Raw genomic sequence first — 18057 nt, forward strand, 5'->3', positions numbered from 1 at the left:
GGCTCCTTCTCCTCCAAGCTCAACCGCGATTGCGGCGCGCTGAGGGCGCGGGTGTTGCAGTCTAGCCGATGAGCCAAACCGCGCCATCCCAGGCCAGCCCCAGCCGGATCATCGCCGCCGATGGCCCCCCTGGTCGGACCCGGTCACCACGTCGGTCCCCGGCCCACCGTCGCGGATGGTCTTGTCGCGATAGATCACCGCCCCGATCAGGTTGGGCGTCCGGCCAAGCGCCGCGCAGAAATCGTCCCAATGCTCGCCGGGAACCCACAGGCAGGGGCTGCGCGGATCCTCGTCGATGGCCAGGTCCACCAGGTCCTTGATCCCCATCATCCCAGCGCCGCCACCCGCGCGGCCAGCGCCACGTTCACCGCCTCATAGGCCGGGACGAAATCCCGGGCGATCTGAACCTTGGTGAAGGTCAGCGGGACCAGCCCCGCCAGGTCCTCGCCGTGCAGCAGCCGCGTCCCGCCGGGCACGGCGTCGAGGGTGAAGTGATGCCGCCCCCGGAACAGCAGCGGCACAGACCCCGCCCAGGCCAGCGCCCGGCCCGGTTCACACGCCACCAGGGTCACGGTCTGCGAAATCGTCGCCCCGGGCTTGGCCGAGGCCAGGTTGCGGAACACCATGGGGATCTTGGCCCCCAGCACGGCGTCACCGTGGGCCTCCAGGTTCAGCGGGTTCCACTGCCGATACCGCGCGAAGTCGGCCAGCACCGCCCACACCGCCTCCGGCGAGGCCGCGATCACCGCCTGGGTCCTGATCCGATGCATCTAAGCCCTCCCCAGCCCGTGCGCCTCGCGGCCCCAGCCATTACAGGCCTCCAGGAACCGCGTCACCGCCTGCGCGCCGCCGATCGCAGCCTTAGGAACCACCACCGGCGCGCCACGGTCGAGGATCAGCACCACCTGGCCTGGCGCCTCACGGATCATCGCCACCCGGGTCCAACTCAGCAAATCGTCGTCGCCCAGCCGCAAGCCCAGCGGCCCCACCTCCAGCGTCACCTCGCGCCCCGCCGGACCGGGCCGCCCCAGCCACCAGGCCTGGACCGCCAGACAGGCCAGCCAGAACGCCGTCCCGCCCGCGACCGCGCCCGCGATCCCCAGCGCCGGTCCCGGCCCGATCATCCCGAGTCCGGCGACCCCGATCACCGCCGCGCTCGTCAGCCCGGGCCAGAACCACAGCCGCCGAGACGGATCGCGCGCCGCCATCTTCCGCCCCACCGCCAGGTCCTGTGGCGTCAACAGGTAGCGCACGGGCTCAGCGCTTCTTGCCCAGCTCGAGGGCGATATCCTTCACCATCATGCCCACCTTGCGATAGGCGCTGATGATCTGGTCATGGGTCACGCCCCACCGCTTGGCCCAGTATTCCACCTGGTGCCGCTCCTTGGGATCGAGCCTGGGCGAATCCCGGAAATCGCGCTTGCCCTTGGGTTCGGCCATGTCGGGGCTCCTTGTCCTGTTGAACTCTGAAGTGTCACCGAGTCCCAGATTGGGCAAGGGATCTCCGAGTCACCTCCTCTCCCCTTTAAAGGGGAGAGGGTAGGGTGAGGGGACCGACCCGATACTCACCACCCGGCCGAACCGCCCCCCTCACCCTACCCTCTCCCCCCGAAAAGACGTGGGGAGAGGAGTTTCTCGCCAACACCCTGCCCCGCCCCTATCCTCCCCCCATGACCTCCCCCCGTCCCGGCGTCCTGCTCGCCATCGCCTCGGCCGCCCTGTTCGGCGCCAGCACCCCCTTCGCCAAGCTGCTGCTGGGGGGCGGGGTCAGCCCCTGGCTGCTGGCCGGCCTGCTCTATCTGGGCTCGGGCCTGGGCCTGACCCTGGTCCACCTGGCCCGAGGCGCGCTGGCCGTCCCCGCCGCCGAGGCGCCCCTGCGCCGGGCCGACCTGCCGTGGCTGGCCCTTGTCGTCCTGAGCGGCGGCGTCATCGGCCCGCTGCTGCTGATGGTCGGCCTGACCACCACGGCGGCGTCGACCTCCGCCCTGCTGCTGAACCTGGAGGGCCTGGCCACCATGGCCATCGCCTGGATGGTGTTCCGCGAGAACGTCGACCGCCGCCTGCTGCTGGGCGCCGCCGCCATCCTGGCCGGCGCCGTCATCCTCTCCTGGCAGGGCGGCCCCACCGGCCTTGGCCTGGGGGCGCTGGCCATCGCCGGCGCCTGCCTGGCCTGGGGGATCGACAACAACCTGACCCGCAAGCTCAGCGCCGCCGACCCTGTCCAGATCGCCCTGATCAAGGGCCTGGCCGCCGGCGCCGTGAACCTTGGCCTGGCCCTGGCGCTCGGCGCCCATATGCCGCCCCTGACCACCACCCTGGCCGCCGGCCTGATCGGCCTGCTGGGCTATGGCGTCAGCCTGGTCATGTTCGTGCTCGCCCTGCGTCACCTCGGCGCGGCCCGCACCGGCGCCTATTTCTCCACCGCCCCCTTCATCGGGGCGGGCCTGGCCATCGCCATGTTCGGCGAGCCGGTCACCATGCAGCTCGTCGCCGCCTGCGCCCTGATGATCGTCGGCGTCGCCCTGCACCTGATGGAGGCCCACGAGCACCCCCACAGCCACGAGGCGCTGGCCCACGAACACCGCCACGTCCACGACGCCCACCATCAGCACGAACACGCCGCGGGCGACCCGCCCGGCGAGCCCCACAGCCACCCGCACCGCCACACACCCCTGACCCACACCCACGCCCACTACCCCGACCTGCACCACCGGCACGGGCATGGGACCGGGTGAGGGGCGGTCGGCAGCCCCACCCCGTCATCCCGGCCGTAGCACAGCGGAGAGCCGGGACCCAGGGGCCGCACCCCCTGGGTCCCGGGGCTCCCTACGGTCGCCCGGGATGACGGGAGTTGTGTTCTGAGAGCGGAGCGCGCGCTGTCCCGCCCCCCCCTACCCCCGCCCCGCCTTCGCCGCCTCGTGCCGGTCCATCCCCGGCCGCCGCGCGGGGATCGGGTTCAGGGCCGAGACCTCCGGCAGACACATCCCCGCCCCCGTCACCATTGCCCGCAGCTTCTCCACCTCGTCCTCCAGGCTGAAGTCGCGGATCTGCACATTGATCACCGGCGCCTCCGGTTCCCGCTCGACCCGCACGCCATAGACCCGAGGCGCCAGCTTGGCCGCCTGCCATTTCAGGGTGTCGATCCGCAGCTTCGCCACCGCCACCGACTTGGTCGTGGCCGCCCTGGCGATGGCGCGGGCCTCGTCGAACATCCGGTGCGCCTGGATGCGCCGCGCCTCCCCATACTGCGCCGCGAAGTCCGGATAGTCGGCAAGCCACCGATAGACCGTGGCCGACGACGGCAGGTCGCTCGCCGCACACACCGCCTCCAGCCCCTGCGACCCCGCCGCCAGCCGCGCGCACACCGCCTCGGCCAGCGCCTCGTCGAACACGACGGGCCGCACCCGGATCACCAAGGGCCGCGCCGCCTGCACCGCCAGCCCCGCGGCGCGGGCCGCGTCGACTCGCACCTTCAGATCCGGAAACCGCTTCAGCCACGCCCGCAGCGTGCTCTCATGCGGCATCTCCGCCTCCCGGCACACCACCGCTAGCGGCTCTCCGGCCTCCAGCCGCAGACACACCTCTTCCACCACCAGGGCGACCTCGCCCCAGACACGCTTCCGGCTCATGGGAATGTCCTGAAATTTTAGGGATCACCGGCCCAGGGACGCGCCGCGCGCGGTCCTGACCAATGGCCACATCTTGCCAGAAATGCGCGAAAATGCAAGAACATTTGCAGAACAAAATCCGCTCATCCCGGCGAAGGCCGGGACCCAGATTCACCCCCGGCGCTAGGGACTGATTCCCAAAACACCCTGGGCAGGCGCGCAGGCGGAGTGGGTTTCACCTGGGTCCCGGCCTTCGCCGGGATGAGCGGAGGGAGAGGCATGTTCTATACCTACATCCTCGCCAGCCAGCGGAACGGCACGCTCTACACCGGCTCCACAGACAACCTCGCCAAACGCCTTTTCGAGCATCGCGAGAAAATCCGCCGTGGCTTCACCGCCAAGTACGGCGTCGACAAACTCGTCTGGTTCGAAGCCTTCGAACTCCGCGAAAACGCCTTCCGCCGAGAGCGCCGGATCAAGGAATGGCGAAGGGCCTGGAAGCTAAGGCTGATCGAGGAAATGAACCCCGATTGGCGAGACCTGGGCGACGACCTCAACAATCTGCTGGGCATCTAAACCCCGCTCATCCCGGCGAAGGCCGGGACCCAGATTCATCCCCGGCGCCATGGTCTAGTCCCAGACACCATAGGGGCAGCCCTGACATCGGAGTGGGTTTCACCTGGGTCCCGGCCTTCGCCGGGATGAGCGGGGATGGTCAAAAGCGTTCGCCCAATTGCGATTCGCCGTGGTCCGGGGGACGCCGGGCCAGACTTGCGATGTCCGCTTTGAGGAGCGAAGGCGATGACGGCTTACGACCCGTTGCGGAAGTTGCCGCAGTTGCCCCTGTCCGGCATCCTCTGTGGATGAGCCAACTTTCGCCCGCGTTCACTTGGAACGACATCGTTGAAGCCGTGGAAGATGCCCCTTCGCATCTCCGACCGGGCAGTCGGGCTTGGATCGTTGGAATCTCCTCCCCGAGCGAGCGATCCGGGTCTTACTTGGCAGAGCATCCGGCAGGGTATGTTTACACTATCGAGTTTGAGGATGGTTCGTCCGTCGACGCGCCGGAGGCCGGATTGAAGCTGCGCGACAAGGGCAGCTAACCACCCATCTATGAGGTCGGCGGGGTCCGCTTCCGGGCGCGGGGAAGTGGCGGCGAATGTTCCCAGTGCAGGTTGGCAAGATGGACAGACGGTTGCTGCACAGACTGCTCTTCGAGATCATCCGGTGCTACCTCGCCGCAGCTGCCATAATCCTGCTTGGGGACGGCGCTGGGACTCTTGGCACATCCGTTCCACTGGGCCACCTGGCTCATGCTCGGATTAGCCGTGACTTGCTGATCGCGATCCCTCTGGCCTTGCTGCTGGTGGTTCTCCAGTTCGTTGGCGGGCGGCGGTCAGACGACATGTAGTTCGCGACCCACGAGGTGGCTGCTCACCACCCTCAGCAGACGTCCAACGGGTCCGTTCCCAGTCCCCAACGCACCTCGCCCCTACCCCTCGCTCAACAACCCCTCCACAAACCCCGGCAGCCAGATATTCCGCCCCGGCTTCAGCCGCTCCGCCCTGTAGATGTGGATCAGGTCGGCATAGGCCCGGTCGAAGTTCTTGTTCACGATGACGTAGTCGTAGGCGCCCCAGTGGGCGATCTCGTCGCGGCCCAGGTCCAGGCGCTGGTGGATCACCGCCTCGGAGTCCTGGGCGCGTGCGTGCAGGCGGCGCGACAGGTCCTCCCAGGACGGCGGCAGGATGAACACCCGCACACTGTCGTCGGGGGCGGCCTCGGCGATCTGTTTGGCGCCCTGCCAGTCGATGTCGAACAGCACGTCCTGGCCCTTTTCCAGGGCGGCCATCACCGGCGCCTTGGGGGTGCCGTAGAGGTTGCCGTTCACCTCGGCCCATTCCAGGAAGTGGCCCTCGGCGATCATCGCCTCGAACCGCGAGCGGTTGACGAAGAAGTACTCCCGCGCCTCCTCCTCGCCCGGCCGCGGATCGCGGGTGGTCGCCGAGATCGACAGCGTCATGTCGCCATGGTCGGCCACCAGCCGGCGCGACAGCGAGGTCTTGCCCGCCCCGGCCGGGCTCGACACCAGCAGCAGCAGGCCGCGGCGGGTGGTTTCCCAGGGTTTGGCGTGGTCGTCGGTCATCGCGGGCTATTCCACATTCTGCACCTGCTCGCGGAACTGCTCGATGGTGGCTTTCAGGTCCAGGCCCACGGTCGTCAAGCCCGGCAGGGCCGACTTGGAGCACAGGGTGTTGGCCTCGCGCATGAATTCCTGGGTCAGGAAGTCCAGGCGGCGCCCCGCCGGGCCCTCGCCGGCCATCAGCGCGCGGGCCGCATCCACATGGCCGGCCAGCCGGTCCAGTTCCTCGCGGACGTCGGCCTTAACGGCGAGCGCCGCGGCCTCCACCACGATGCGCTCAGCGAGGCCCGGGGTGTCGGGCGCCAGCTCGTTCATCCGGCGCTCGAAGCGCTCCTTGATGGCGGGCGCCTGTCCGGCCGCCTCGGTCTCGGCCTGGACCACCAGGGCCGCGACCTTGTCGATCTGGCCGGCCAGGACGACGGCGAGGGCCGCGCCCTCCTCCCGCCGGTTGGCCAGCAGGGCGTCCAGGGCGGCATTCAGGCTCGCCGCCATGGCGGCTTCCACCGCCGCGAGCGTCTCGGGCTCATCGGTGGCCTCGCCGGCCTCGATCACGCCGCGCAAACCCAGCAGCCCGTCCAGGCTCGGCGTCGTCACCCGCCCGTCCGCCACCAGCGGCGCGCCCGCCGCCAGGTAGCGTTCGATCTGCTCAAGATTGATGGTGACCTTGCCGCCGCTATCGCTGCGCTTACCGGTCACCCCGAGGGTCACATTGCCCCGCTGGAACCGCGCCTGGGCGGCGTCCCGCGCCACCCGGTCCAGGGCGTCGAACCCGGGAACCCCGCGATAGCGGATCTCCAGATTGCGCCCGTTCACCGAGCGCGCCTCCACCGACCAGCTCCAGTCGCCGTACGCGCCCTCGGCGCGGCCGAACCCCGTCATGCCGGAGAGGGGCATCAAGAAATTCCCAACGCGGGTTCTTCTCCCCTTGCGGGGTCGAGAGCGGCGTTTCGCCAAATCGTTGGCGAAACGCATAGCCGGGCTTGAGTAGCCCGGCTCGCTCTCGACGGTGGCCGGTCGACGACCGGCCGGATGAGGGGTCGCGCCGCCCTCTCAAACAAGACAATCACGTCATCCCGGCCAAGGCCCGCCAGGGCCGCAGAGCCGGGACCCAGGGGCCACTGCAGTGCGCTGGCCCCTGGGTCCCGGCTCTCCGCTTCGCTGCGGCCGGGATGACGGTGTGGATTTTCCTGATAGGGAGCGCGACCCCTCATCCGACCCTGCTCCGCAGGGCCACCTTCTCCCGCAAGGGGAGAAGGAAGCTGGCTCACTGCTCCACCGTCACGCCGGGCGCGTCCACGGGCGCTCCGGCCAGGTCGGAGGTCTCATTCGGTGTCGCCGCCCCCTTGGAGCGCTCGATGGCGCGCCACTTGGCGACGTTGGCGTTGTGCTCGGCCAGGGTCGAGGCAAAGACGTGTCCCCCCGTGCCGTCGGCCACGAAATAGAGCTCCGTCGTCTTGGGCGGATCCAGCACGGCGGCGATGGCCGCCCGGCCCGGATTGGCGATCGGCGTCGGCGGCAGGCCGTTGATGGCGTAGGTGTTGTAGGGCGTCTCCGCCGCCAACTCCGAGGCGCGGATGCCGCGCCCCAGCGGCCGGCCCTGGGTGATGCCGTAGATGATGGTGGGGTCGCTCTGCAGGCGGATGCCCTGGCGAAGGCGGTTGATGAACACCGCCGCCACGCGGGGACGCTCACTGGCTTTGCCGGTCTCCTTCTCCACGATGGAGGCCAGGGTCACGGCCTCATCCGGGGTCGAGAAGGGCAGGCCCGGCTGGCGCTTGGACCACAGGGTCGCCACCAGTTCGTCGCGGGCGTCCATCATCCGGCGCAGCACCGCCGACCGGTCCTCGCCGCGCTCGTACTGATAGGTCTCGGGCAGGATCGAGCCCTCGGGCGGGGCGGCGGCCACCCCGGTCAGGTCGCTCTTGGCGGCCAGGGCCTCGACCACCATGTCGCTGGTCCGGCCCTCGGGAATGGTGATCTGGTGGCGCACGATCTTGCCGTCGCGCACATCGGCCAGGACGCTGGCCATCGAGGTGCGGCTGGCGAATTCGTACTCGCCGGCCTTCAGGCGGCGCGCCGCGCCGGTGACCTGGGCGGCGGCCACGAAGATCGGGGCCGAGCGGATCACGCCTTCATGCGACAGGGTCGCGGCGATCTCCGGCAGGCTGGAGCCGTGGCGCAGCATCACCGTGGTCATCTCGCCGCTCTTGGCGGCGGGACCGGGGCCCTGGAACGACCAGGCCACCCAGACGGCCACCAGCATGGCGGCGACCGCCAGGGTCGCCGCGGCGCTCAGCAGCATGATCATCAATCGGCGCATGGGGGACAGGCCGCCGGCCTTCTTTGACGCTCGTGGCCTCTTGCTCACGTGACCTTCTTGAACACGACCGAGGCGTTGGTGCCGCCAAAGCCGAAGCTGTTGGACAGGGCGTATTCAATCGCCATCGGTTTCGCCTTGTGCGGGATCAGGTCGATGACCGTCTCCACCGAGGGATTGTCGAGATTCAGGGTGGGCGGCGCGATCTGGTCGCGGATCGCCAGGCAGGCGAAGGCCGCCTCGATGGCGCCCGCCGCCCCCAGCAGGTGGCCGGTGGCCGACTTGGTCGACGACATCGAGATGTCCTTGGCGTGGTCGCCCATCAGCCGGGTGACGGCGCCCAGTTCGATCTCGTCGCCCATCGGGGTCGAGGTGCCATGGGCGTTCACATAGTCGATCTTGGACGGCGGGATGCCGGCGTCCTTGAGGGCCATGGTCATGGCGCGGAAGCCGCCGTCGCCGTCCTCGGCCGGCGAGGTGATGTGGTAGGCGTCGCCGGCCAGGCCGTAGCCCACGACCTCGGCATAGATCTTCGCGCCGCGCGCCTTGGCGTGTTCGTATTCCTCCAGCACCACGATGCCGGCGCCCTCGCCCATCACGAAGCCGTCGCGGTCCTTGTCGTAGGGACGGCTGGCCTTGGTTGGGTTGTCGTTGAAGTTGGTCGACATGGCGCGCGCGGCGATGAAGCCGGCCATGCCCACCGGGCAGATGGCCGCCTCCGCCCCGCCGGCGATCATGATGTCGGCGTCGCCGTACTTGATCAGCCGGGCGCCGTCGCCGATGGCGTGCGCGCCGGTGGCGCAGGCCGTCACCACCGAGTGGTTGGGACCCTTGAAGCCGTAGCGGATGGAGACCTGGCCCGAGGCCAGGTTGATCAGGGCCGAGGGGATGAAGAACGGGCCGATGCGGCGCGGGCCCTTCTCGTGCAGCTCGATGGCGTTCTTCTCGATGGTGGCGAGACCGCCGATCCCCGAGCCGATGATCACCCCGGTGCGCTGCTTGTCTTCCTCGGTCTGCGGAACCCAGCCCGAATCCTTCACCGCCTCGTCGGCCGCGGCCATGGCGTAGAGGATGAAGTCGTCGACCCGGCGCTGGTCGCGGGGGCTCATGGTCTGGTCGGGGTCAAAGGAGCCGGCCACGTCGGGGCCGCCGCCGCCACGACCGTCAACGCGCGGGACCTCGAAGGCCACCTGACAGCCATAGTCGGTCGGATCGAAGGTGGTGACCCGACCGGCTCCCGACTTGCCCGCCAGGAGCGCTTGCCAGGAAAGTTCGGTTCCCTGCCCCAAGGGGGTCAGCAGACCGATGCCGGTGACCACGACTCGACGCATAGGGGAGCTCCAAAACGCAGACCGCCGCGGCTCGGGTGAGCGTCGCGGCGGTCAAATCTTGAACGATATCCGGGCCTTAGGCGCCCAGACGTTCTCCGATGAACTTCACCGCGTCGCCAACGGTCTGGATGTGCTCCGCCGCGTCGTCGGGGATCTCGATATCGAATTCTTCTTCGAAGGCCATCACCAGTTCGACGTTGTCGAGGCTGTCGGCGCCCAGATCGTCGATGAAGCTCGCCTTCTCGGTGACCTTCTCCGGATCGGCGTCGAGGTGTTCGATGACGATCTTACGCACGCGCTCGAGGATGTCGGACATCAGGTTTAGTTCCTCAATTAGTCACTTGATCCATCCGTGACCGCCGACATGTTGTCAACCGTTACGGAGCTTCGATTTCGGCCTTGGCCCAACCGCTTCGGGCGTGGCCGTAGCATGTTCGGTTGGCGGAGGCCAACAGGTTAGATCATCGCCATGCCGCCGTTCACATGCAGGGTCTGCCCCGTCATGTAAGCCGCCTCATCGCTGGCCAGGTAAACGCACGCCGCCGCCACATCGCTCCCCAAACCCAGGCGGCCGGCGGGAATTGTCGCCAGGATCTGGGCCTTCTGGGCCTCGTTCAGGGCGTCGGTCATGGGGCTCTCGATGAAGCCCGGCGCCACGCAATTGACCGTGATCCCGCGGGTCGCGACCTCCTGCGCCAGGGCCTTGGAGAAGCCGATCATGCCGGCCTTTGAGGCCGCGTAATTGGCCTGGCCGGGGTTGCCCATCACGCCCACCACCGAGGTGATGCCGATGATCCGCCCGGCCCGGCGCTTCATCATCCCGCGCATGGCCGCGCGGCTGAGTCGGAAGTAGCTCTCCAGGTTCACCTTCAGGACCGACTCCCAGTCCTCGTCCTTCATGCGCATCAACAGGCCGTCCTTGGTGATGCCGGCATTGGCCACCAGGATGTCCAGCGGACTGCCTGCAGCCGCCTCAGCCTTGGCGATCAGGCCGTCCACTGATTCGGCGTCGGAGAGGTTGGCCGGGGCGATGGAGGTGCGATCCCCGAGCTCCTTGGCCAGTTCGGCCAGGACCGGCTCGCGGGTCCCCGACAGCACCACGTGGGCGCCCTGGGCGTGGAGGGCGCGGGCGATGTGGGCGCCGATGCCGCCGGTGGCGCCGGTGACGAGGGCGGTCTTTCCAGTGAGGTCGAACATCAGAGGCTGCTCGCGAAGGCTTCGAGGTCGGCAGGGGTATTGAGCGGCGTGGCCTCGGCGTCGGGCGCGATGCGCTTGGCCATGCCCGAAAGGACCTTGCCCGAGCCGGCCTCGGCGAAGCGGGTCACCCCGCCCTGCTCCACCAGCCAGATCATGCTCTCGCGCCAACGGACACGGCCGGTCACCTGTTCCACCAGCAGACGGCGGATCTCTTCCGGGTCGAGGGTCGGCCGGGCGGTGATATTGGCCACCAGCGGCGCGCGGGGCGCCAGGATGGTGGCGGCGGTGAGGGCTCGCGCCATCTCGTCGGCGGCGGGCTGCATCAGCGGGCAATGGAAGGGCGCCGAGACGTTCAGGGGAATGGCGCGGGCGCCCAGCTCCTTGGCCTTCTCGATGGCGGCGTCCACGGCGGCCTTGGCCCCGGAGATCACCACATTGCCGTTGTTGTTGTCGTTGGCGACGACACAGACCCCGAACGCCGAGCCCGCCTTGGCGGCTTCCTCCGCCAGCGCCACGTCGCTCTTGGGGCCGATCAGGGAGGCCATGGCCCCCTCGCCCACCGGCACGGCCCGCTGCATGGCCTGGCCGCGCAGCTTCAGCAGCCGGGCGGTGTCGGCCAGGCTGATGGCGCCGGCGGCGGCTAGCGCCGAATACTCACCCAGGGAGTGACCGGCCACGAAGGCGGCCCGGTCGATGCCGATCTTGAACTCCTTCTCCAGAGTCCGGCTGACCGCCAGGCTGACGGCCATCAGGGCCGGCTGGGCGTTCTCGGTGAGGGTGAGTTGGTCCTCCGGCCCCTCCTTCATCAGCTTGAACAGCTTCTGGCCAAGGGCGTCGTCGACTTCCTGGAACACTTCGCGCGCGCTGGCGAAGGCTTCGGCGAGGTCGGCGCCCATGCCCACGGCCTGGCTGCCCTGGCCGGGGAAAAGAAAGGCGAGGCTCATCTGGGGCTCCCTTCGGCGCGCGTTGGCGCCACTTGATTCAACGGCGGAGGGTTAGGGGATTGCGCCCCGGCGGGCAAGGCGGCCCGCATTCCGCCACGACAGGCTGGAAATCAACGCGCGGGGCCCGCAAGCTGTCCCAAAGCCTGGGAGGGAACGCCATGCGCGCCGTCGTCCGCCGTAACAAGCAATTGGTCTGCGATGAGATCGCGGAACTGACCCCCGGCGCCGGCCAGGTGCTGGTCAAGACCCTGGCCTGCGGCATCTGCGGCTCGGACCTGCACGCCCTGCACCACATGGAACACATGATCGAGACCTCGCGCCGGGCCAGCGGCGGCGGGGACGGCGGGCCCATGGGCGGCGGCTTCGACCCGACCGCCGACACCGTGTTCGGCCACGAGTTCTGCGCCGAGATCCTTGAGCACGGCCCTGGCACCACCGGCCTGCTGAAGCCCGGGACCCGGGTGGTCAGCGTGCCTGCCACCATCACCGGGACCGGGGTCGAACTTCTGGGCTATTCGAACAACCTGCCCGGCGGCTTCGCCGAGCGGATGATCCTGTCGGAAATGATGCTGCTGGAGGTCAAGAACGGCCTGCCCACCGACCAGGCGGCGCTCACCGAACCCTTCGCGGTCGGCGCCCACGCCGTGGCCAAGGCGCGCCTGGACAAGGACAGCGTCAGCCTGGTGATCGGCTGCGGCCCGGTGGGCCTGGCGGTGATCGCCGGGCTGAAGGCCAAGGGCCACGGCCCAGTCATCGCCGCCGACTACTCGCCGCGCCGCCGCGCCGCCGCCGAGATGCTGGGCGCCGACCTGGTGATCGACCCGGCCGCCGAGAGCCCGCACGCCCGGTGGGAGGCCTTCGGCGTCCCCACGGCTCGCGCCGCCCAGAACATGGCGCGCATGATGGGCAAGACCTTCGGCCAACCCGTGGTCTTCGAGTGCGTCGGCTCGCCGGGCATCCTGCAGCACCTGATCGAGGCCAGCCCCGCCGGCAGCCAGATCGTCGTCGCCGGCGTCTGCATGGAGACCGACAAGATCGAGCCGGCCATCGCCATCACCAAGGAGATCGAGCTGACCTTCGTGTTCGGCTATTCCCCGGAGGAGTTCGCCCGCACCCTGCACCAGATCTCCGAGGGCGTGATCGACGTCAGCCGGGTGGTCACAGGCAAGGTGGGTCTGTCCGAAGTGGCCCAGGCCTTCGTCACCCTCGGCGACCCCGAATCCCACGTGAAGATCCTGGTGGAGCCCGGCCGTTGAGGCGTCTCGCGGGCCTGGCCGTTGTCGGTCTTCTGCTAATCACCACCCCGGCGGCGGCGCAGACCGCCCTGCGCGACCTCTGTCCCGACCGGCCCGGCAAGGGCAGCCCGCCCTGCATCCTCAACGCCGGCCATGTCCAGGCCGAGGTCGCCTTCGCCGACGTGCAGCGTGACCGGTCGTCCGGCGTCACCACAGATAGCGCGGCCTATGGCGACCTGGAGCTGCGCGCGGGCCTGACCGACCGGCTGGAGGTCCAGGCCGCCTGGTCGCCCTTCCTGACGAGCCACGAGAAGGTATCGGGCGTCACCACACGCGATAACGGCGTGGGCGACCTGACCCTGGCTTTCCGCGCCTCGCTGAAGAACCCCGATGGCCAAGGCCTCTCCATCGCCCTGCAGCCCTTTGTCAGCGCTCCGACCGCCACCCACGGCTTTGGAGCCGGCGGCTGGGAGGGCGGGCTGATCGCGCCGATGTCCCTGCCCATTACGGCGGACCTGGCCCTGGCGTTCTCGCCGGAGGTGGACGTGGTGCGCGATAGCGCGGGACGCGGAACCCACCTTGCCTGGACCAGCGCAGCGGGGGTGAGCCACGGCTTCGGCCCCGTGCAACTCGGCGTCGAACTCTGGGCCAGCCGCGATGACGATCCGGCCGGCGCCACGACGCAAGCCAGCTTCGACCTCACCGCCGCCTGGACGCCCAGCGACAATGTTCAGCTGGACGTAGGCCTGAACGCCGGGCTGAACCACGACACCCCAGATATCGAAGTTTATGCCGGCCTGGCGCGGCGCTTCTAGGAACAGTCCATGCGTACCTCTTTTGTCAGCTATCTCACCTCCGCCGGCGTGCAGGTCGCGGGTCTGTTGCGCACGCCGCGGGAGGCGACCGCCCCGGTGGGCGCGGTGCTGATCTGTCACGGCTCCGATGGGGTCGACGGGCGCGGCGAGTACTATGCCGGGGCGCTCAACGCCGCGGGCCTCGCCACCCTGGAGATCGACATGTGGGCGGCGCGTGGGACGGCGCGCGGCGCGGCCGGGCGTCCGCGCTCGCCGATGGAGACCCTGCCCGACGCCTTCTCGGCCTTGAAATTCCTTGGTGAGCAACCGGAGGTCGATCCGGCCCGCATCGGCATCCTGGGTTTCTCCTGGGGCGGGGTGGTCAGCCTGCTCAGCGCCACGAAAGGCCGGGCCGCCCCCCTGCTGGACGATCTGGCCGGGTTCAAGGCCCACGCCGCCCACTACCCCGTCTGCTACGCCTATGCCGCCGACCCGCGCATGGCGCTGACCGACCTCACCGGCGCGCCGATCCTGATCCAGACCGGCGATCTCGACACCTACGACCATCCCGACGCGGGCGAGAAGCTGGCCGCCGCTCTTGCGGCCCAAGGCACGGCGAAAGTGCGCAACATCACCTATGCCGGCGCCGGCCACGGCTTCGACCGCGACCTGCCGGCCCAGACCATCAACGACCCCTTCGCCCACAACGGCGCCGGCGGGCCGGTGCTGATGGAATTCAACAAGGCCGCGGCGGAAGCGGCGCGCACCGAGGTCGTGGAGTTCTTCAGCGCCGCGCTCTAGGCAACGCAAGCTGGGCCTGACGCGTTCACGGGTCTGAACTTCGTGGAGGGTATCATGGCGGCGCGTCCAACCTGGCAGGGGCACCTGCGCCTCTCGCTCGTCTCCTGCCCGGTAGCCCTCTATACGGCCACCAGCCGCACAGGGGACGTGTCCTTCAACATGCTGCACAAGACCACCCACAACCGCATCCGGATGATCCCCACCGATCCGGAGACCGGGCCGGTGGACCGCGCCGACATCGTCAAGGGCTACGAGATCGAGAAGGACCACTATGTCGTGGTCACGCCTGAGGAGATCGACAGCGTCCGGCTGGAGAGCACGCGGACCATCGACATCGACAAGTTCGTCGACGCCGAGGAGATCGACCGCCTCTACTGGAACGACCCCTATTTCCTGGTGCCCGACGGCAAGGTGGCGGTTGAGGCCTTCACCGTCATCCGCGAGGCCATGGAGAAGGCCGGCAAGATCGCCCTGGGCCGCCTGGTCATGCACCAGCGCGAGCGGATGCTGGCCATGGAACCCCGCGGGAAGGGCCTGGTGGCCTACACCCTGCGCACCTTCGACGAGGTCAAGACGCCCGAGAGCTTCTTCGACGACATCCCCGAGGTGCGGGCCGACAAGAACATGATCGAGATCGCCGCCAAGATCATCGAGCAGCAGGAGGGCGACTTTGATCCCTCCGAGTTCAAGGATCACTACGAGGAAGCCCTGCGCGCCCTGATCAAGGAAAAGGAGAAGGGCGCCGGCCGCAAGGTCACCGTCGACGAACCCAAGGGCGCGGAGGTCATCGACCTGATGGACGCCCTGCGCCGCAGCCTGGCGGGCGACAAGAAGGCGCCGGCGAAAGCGGCCAAGGCGCCCGGGAAGAAGGCTGGAGCCAAGGCGCCTCCGGCAAAGAAACGGGCCTAACACCTCCACGTCATCCCGGACGGCCGATAGGCCGCGCCGGGACCCAGAAACCCAGCGCGCCACCCCTGGGTCCCGGCTCTCCGCTTCGCTGCGGCCGGGATGACGGATAGTTTTTACACCTTCCCAAGCCGCTTGATCGCCACCGCCAACGGGCGTTCGCTGTCGCAGTAGTCCTCCCAGGCGGTCAGCTTGTTCAGCAGGCCCGGCACGGTGCGGATCGTGTACTTCGCGGGATCGAGCCCCTTCTTAACCTGGCTCCAGGTCAGAGGCATGGAGACCGGCGCCCCCGGACGACCCCGCGGCGAGAAGGGGGCCACCGCCGTCGACATGCGGTCGTTGCGCAGATAGTCCAGGAAAATCCGGCCGCCGCGATCCTTCTTGGCCATGGTGATCAGGAACCTGTCAGGCGCGTCGGTGGCCATTGCCTTGCAGACATCGCGGGCGAAGGCCTTGGCCGTGGGCCAGTCGATCTTGCCGGCCTTCAGGGGCGTGACCACGTGCAGCCCCTTGCCGCCGGTGGTCTTGCAGAAGCTCACCAGCCCGAGATCCTCCAGCCGGTCGCGCACCTCGCGCGCCGCCTCGATCACCGCGTCAAAGTCCACGTCCGGTGCGGGGTCGAGGTCGAACACCAGTCGCCCCGGGACCTCGGGCTTGAAGGGCTCGCAGTTCCAGGGGTGCAGCTCCAGCGCCCCGATCTGCGCCGCGGCGATCAGGGCCTGCGGCCGGTCGATCTGCAGGTAGGGCTTGTGGTCGCCGCTCACCTCGACCTCGGTGAACAGGGACGATGAGCCCCGCGAGGCGTGTCGCTGGAAGAAGGTCTCGCCGCCGGTGATACCATCAGGCATCCGGATGATCGAACAGGGCCGCCCTTTGATGTGGGGCAGGATCGCCTCGGCCACGGCCTCGTAGTAGCGGGCCAGGTCCAGCTTGGTGACCGGACTGCCGTCGTGGGCGTCCGGCCACAACGCCTTGGCGGCGCTGGAGATGGTGACCCCCATGACGACCTCGGAGCCCTTCGGCGTGACGGTTTTGGCCGGCCTGGGCGTCGGGGTGGCGAGATCGGCGCTTTCGGCGGGCGCGGGGACTTCGGCCTCCACCTCCTGGGCAGGCTTGTCGGCGCGCAGGCCCTTGAAGGCGGCCTGGCGGATCGAGCCGTCGCCGGTGAAGCCGGCATATTCGATCTCGGCCACCAGTTCGGGCTTCACCCAGTGGACGCCGAGCGCCTTCTTCGGCGCCCCCTTGCCGCCGAACGGGCTCTTGTCGGTCTCCAGCGCCTTCAGCTTGGGAAGTAGTCTATCGACCTTGTCGCGGGCGAAGCCGGTGCCGATCCGGCCCACATGCGCCAGGTGGCCGTCGCGATAGACCCCGGCGATCAGCGAGCGGAAGGCGTCCCCGGTGGTGGTCCAGCCGCCGATCACCACCTCGTGGCCCTGACGGCACTTGGACTTGGCCCAGCTGTCGCTGCGGCCCGAGCGGTAGGGCGCGTCGATCCGCTTGGAGATGATGCCTTCCAGGTCCATGCGGCAGGCCGACTGCAGCACCGCGTCGCCGGCGGTGATGAAGTGATCGACGTAGCGGACATTGGCGGGCGCCTTGGCCAGCATCGCCTTCAGCTGGTCCTTGCGCGCCGACAGCGTCAGGCCGCGCAGGTCTTCGCCGTCCACGAACAGCAGGTCGAAGACGAAGAAGATTAGATCGTCGGTCTTACCCTCGGAGATGGCCGCCTGCAGAGCCGCGAAGTCCGGCGCGCCGGTGTGGTCCAGGGCCACCACCTCTCCGTCGATGATGCTGTCGGCCAAGCCGGCGCCCGCCTGGACGATGGCCTGGAACTTGGCCGACCAATCCAGACCCTTGCGGGTTTTCAGCGTCGCCTTGCCGCCCACCGTGCGCAGCTGCATCCGGTAACCGTCGAACTTGATCTCGTGCGCCCAGCCCGGCCCCTGCGGCGGTTTTTCCAGGGACTTGCAGAGCTGCGGCTCCACGAAGGCCGGCAAGGTGGCGACGGTCCTGGCCTTGAGGTCTTTGGCCTTGCCCATCCTAGGCGAGGCCGCAGCGGTGGAATTGGCGTTCTGGTGGGTTCGCCACACCGCATCGGCGGCGGTCTTGGACGCGGTCATGAAGGGCGGTGCGGCCCTCCCCTCCCCCGCCGCGATCTGCGCCATCGTGCGCTCCGAGGCGATGGAGCGATCCTCGGCGGCCAAGGCCCCGCCCTCGCCTTCCACGGCGGCGTCGTCGCGGTGCTTGATCAGCAGCCAGTTGTGGCGCTTGCCCTCGTCGCGCAGGCGCACCAGCACCCAGGAGCCGTGCATCCGCCCACCCTCCATGACGAACTTCAGCTCGCCCTTCTTCAGGGCCTTGTCGATATCCTCCATCCCGGGTTCCGGCGCCCAGTAGCCGCGATCCCACAGCTGCACCGTGCCGCCACCGTACTGGCCCTTGGGGATGGTCCCCTCGAAGTCGCCATAGTCCAGCGGGTGGTCCTCCACCTGTACGGCCAGGCGCTTGTCGCCCGGGTCCAGGGACGGCCCGCGCGTCACAGCCCAGGACTTGAACACCCCGTCATGCTCCAGGCGCAGGTCGAAATGCAGGCGGGTGGCGGCATGTTTCTGAATGACGAACCGAAGGCGCTCCGACGTCACCACCTTGGCGTCGCGTCCCGAAGGTTCCGCCGTCTGCTGGAAGTCCCGCATCTGCTGGTAGCGGTCGAGTTTCGCCGTGGCCATGGCCGCCTCCGATCCCGGTTAGAGTCCCGAAACGAATGGAAGCGACACTCGATCC

19 protein-coding genes are annotated in these 18057 nt (G+C 68.9%); 6 read left to right on the top strand and 13 right to left on the bottom strand.

Going from position 1 to position 18057, the window contains the following annotated elements; translation table 11 throughout:
• Positions 1 to 108 precede the first annotated feature (108 nt).
• From JKL49_RS12220 to JKL49_RS12235, 4 genes are read right to left on the bottom strand one after another with little or no spacing between them, the layout of a single operon-like run.
• Positions 109 to 330 (bottom strand): hypothetical protein, encoded by a 222-nt coding sequence (locus JKL49_RS12220; RefSeq protein WP_215340878.1) that lies wholly within the window; start codon positions 328 to 330, stop codon positions 109 to 111.
• A complete protein-coding gene (locus JKL49_RS12225; protein WP_215340879.1) occupies positions 327 to 770 on the bottom strand; it encodes an SRPBCC domain-containing protein in 444 nt (147 codons plus the stop codon). The genes JKL49_RS12220 and JKL49_RS12225 overlap by 4 nt, the downstream gene beginning before the upstream one ends.
• Positions 771 to 1253 (bottom strand): hypothetical protein, encoded by a 483-nt coding sequence (locus JKL49_RS12230; RefSeq protein ID WP_215340880.1) that lies wholly within the window; start codon positions 1251 to 1253, stop codon positions 771 to 773. It lies immediately after the preceding gene.
• A gap of 4 nt (positions 1254 to 1257) precedes the next feature.
• Entirely contained in the window at positions 1258 to 1440 is a 183-nt protein-coding gene (locus JKL49_RS12235) for a DUF3606 domain-containing protein (RefSeq protein WP_215340881.1), read from the bottom strand.
• A gap of 230 nt (positions 1441 to 1670) precedes the next feature.
• Here JKL49_RS12235 and JKL49_RS12240 point away from each other — a divergent pair, with 230 nt between their 5' ends.
• Entirely contained in the window at positions 1671 to 2735 is a 1065-nt protein-coding gene (locus tag JKL49_RS12240) for a DMT family transporter (RefSeq protein WP_215340882.1), read from the top strand.
• 156 nt (positions 2736 to 2891) lie between these two features.
• On the opposite strand, the gene JKL49_RS12245 is transcribed toward JKL49_RS12240, so the two are convergent.
• On the bottom strand, positions 2892 to 3629 hold the full coding sequence (locus JKL49_RS12245; protein WP_215340883.1) for a terminase small subunit-like protein: 738 nt from the start codon (positions 3627 to 3629) through the stop codon (positions 2892 to 2894).
• Positions 3630 to 3887: 258 nt separating this feature from the next.
• On the opposite strand from JKL49_RS12245, the gene JKL49_RS12250 reads away from it, so the two are divergent.
• Positions 3888 to 4184, top strand: a complete 297-nt coding sequence (locus JKL49_RS12250; protein WP_215340884.1) for a GIY-YIG nuclease family protein — start codon at positions 3888 to 3890, stop codon at positions 4182 to 4184.
• Positions 4185 to 5100: 916 nt separating this feature from the next.
• Here the strand turns inward: JKL49_RS12250 and gmk are convergent.
• From gmk to fabD, 7 genes are all read right to left on the bottom strand, one after another.
• Complete coding sequence (gene gmk, locus JKL49_RS12255) at positions 5101 to 5754, bottom strand: guanylate kinase (RefSeq protein WP_215340885.1); 654 nt, start codon at positions 5752 to 5754, stop codon at positions 5101 to 5103.
• A 6-nt stretch (positions 5755 to 5760) separates the two neighbouring features.
• Entirely contained in the window at positions 5761 to 6645 is an 885-nt protein-coding gene (locus JKL49_RS12260) for a YicC/YloC family endoribonuclease (RefSeq protein ID WP_215340886.1), read from the bottom strand.
• Between the two features lie 370 nt (positions 6646 to 7015).
• The gene (mltG, locus tag JKL49_RS12265) at positions 7016 to 8071 is read right to left on the bottom strand and encodes an endolytic transglycosylase MltG (RefSeq protein ID WP_215342805.1); all 1056 of its coding nucleotides are present in this window, start codon (positions 8069 to 8071) and stop codon (positions 7016 to 7018) included.
• A gap of 44 nt (positions 8072 to 8115) precedes the next feature.
• Positions 8116 to 9399 (bottom strand): beta-ketoacyl-ACP synthase II, encoded by a 1284-nt coding sequence (gene fabF, locus JKL49_RS12270; protein ID WP_215340887.1) that lies wholly within the window; start codon positions 9397 to 9399, stop codon positions 8116 to 8118.
• A gap of 76 nt (positions 9400 to 9475) precedes the next feature.
• Positions 9476 to 9715 (bottom strand): acyl carrier protein, encoded by a 240-nt coding sequence (locus JKL49_RS12275; RefSeq protein ID WP_056019455.1) that lies wholly within the window; start codon positions 9713 to 9715, stop codon positions 9476 to 9478.
• 140 nt (positions 9716 to 9855) lie between these two features.
• Complete coding sequence (gene fabG / locus JKL49_RS12280; RefSeq protein WP_215340888.1) at positions 9856 to 10596, bottom strand: 3-oxoacyl-[acyl-carrier-protein] reductase; 741 nt, start codon at positions 10594 to 10596, stop codon at positions 9856 to 9858.
• The gene (gene fabD, locus JKL49_RS12285) at positions 10596 to 11540 is read right to left on the bottom strand and encodes an ACP S-malonyltransferase (RefSeq protein ID WP_215340889.1); all 945 of its coding nucleotides are present in this window, start codon (positions 11538 to 11540) and stop codon (positions 10596 to 10598) included. The genes fabG and fabD overlap by 1 nt, the downstream gene beginning before the upstream one ends.
• Positions 11541 to 11698: 158 nt before the next feature.
• Here fabD and JKL49_RS12290 point away from each other — a divergent pair, with 158 nt between their 5' ends.
• From JKL49_RS12290 to ku, 4 genes are read left to right on the top strand one after another with little or no spacing between them, the layout of a single operon-like run.
• Entirely contained in the window at positions 11699 to 12796 is a 1098-nt protein-coding gene (locus JKL49_RS12290; protein WP_215340890.1) for a zinc-binding dehydrogenase, read from the top strand.
• A complete protein-coding gene (locus JKL49_RS12295; protein WP_215340891.1) occupies positions 12793 to 13590 on the top strand; it encodes a transporter in 798 nt (265 codons plus the stop codon). The genes JKL49_RS12290 and JKL49_RS12295 overlap by 4 nt, the downstream gene beginning before the upstream one ends.
• 9 nt (positions 13591 to 13599) lie before the next feature.
• Positions 13600 to 14370 (top strand): dienelactone hydrolase family protein, encoded by a 771-nt coding sequence (locus tag JKL49_RS12300; protein WP_215340892.1) that lies wholly within the window; start codon positions 13600 to 13602, stop codon positions 14368 to 14370.
• Between the two features lie 54 nt (positions 14371 to 14424).
• Positions 14425 to 15279: a non-homologous end joining protein Ku gene (ku, locus tag JKL49_RS12305; RefSeq protein ID WP_215340893.1), complete on the top strand. Its 855-nt coding sequence runs from the start codon at positions 14425 to 14427 to the stop codon at positions 15277 to 15279.
• 113 nt (positions 15280 to 15392) lie between these two features.
• Here ku and ligD read toward each other — a convergent pair whose 3' ends face one another.
• Positions 15393 to 18002 carry a DNA ligase D gene (ligD, locus tag JKL49_RS12310; RefSeq protein ID WP_215340894.1) on the bottom strand — a complete coding sequence of 870 codons (2610 nt, stop codon included), beginning with the start codon at positions 18000 to 18002 and terminating at the stop codon, positions 15393 to 15395.
• Positions 18003 to 18057: the final 55 nt, after the last annotated feature.

Source organism: Phenylobacterium glaciei, from assembly GCF_016772415.1.
GTDB classification, from domain to species: Bacteria; Pseudomonadota; Alphaproteobacteria; order Caulobacterales; family Caulobacteraceae; genus Phenylobacterium; species Phenylobacterium glaciei.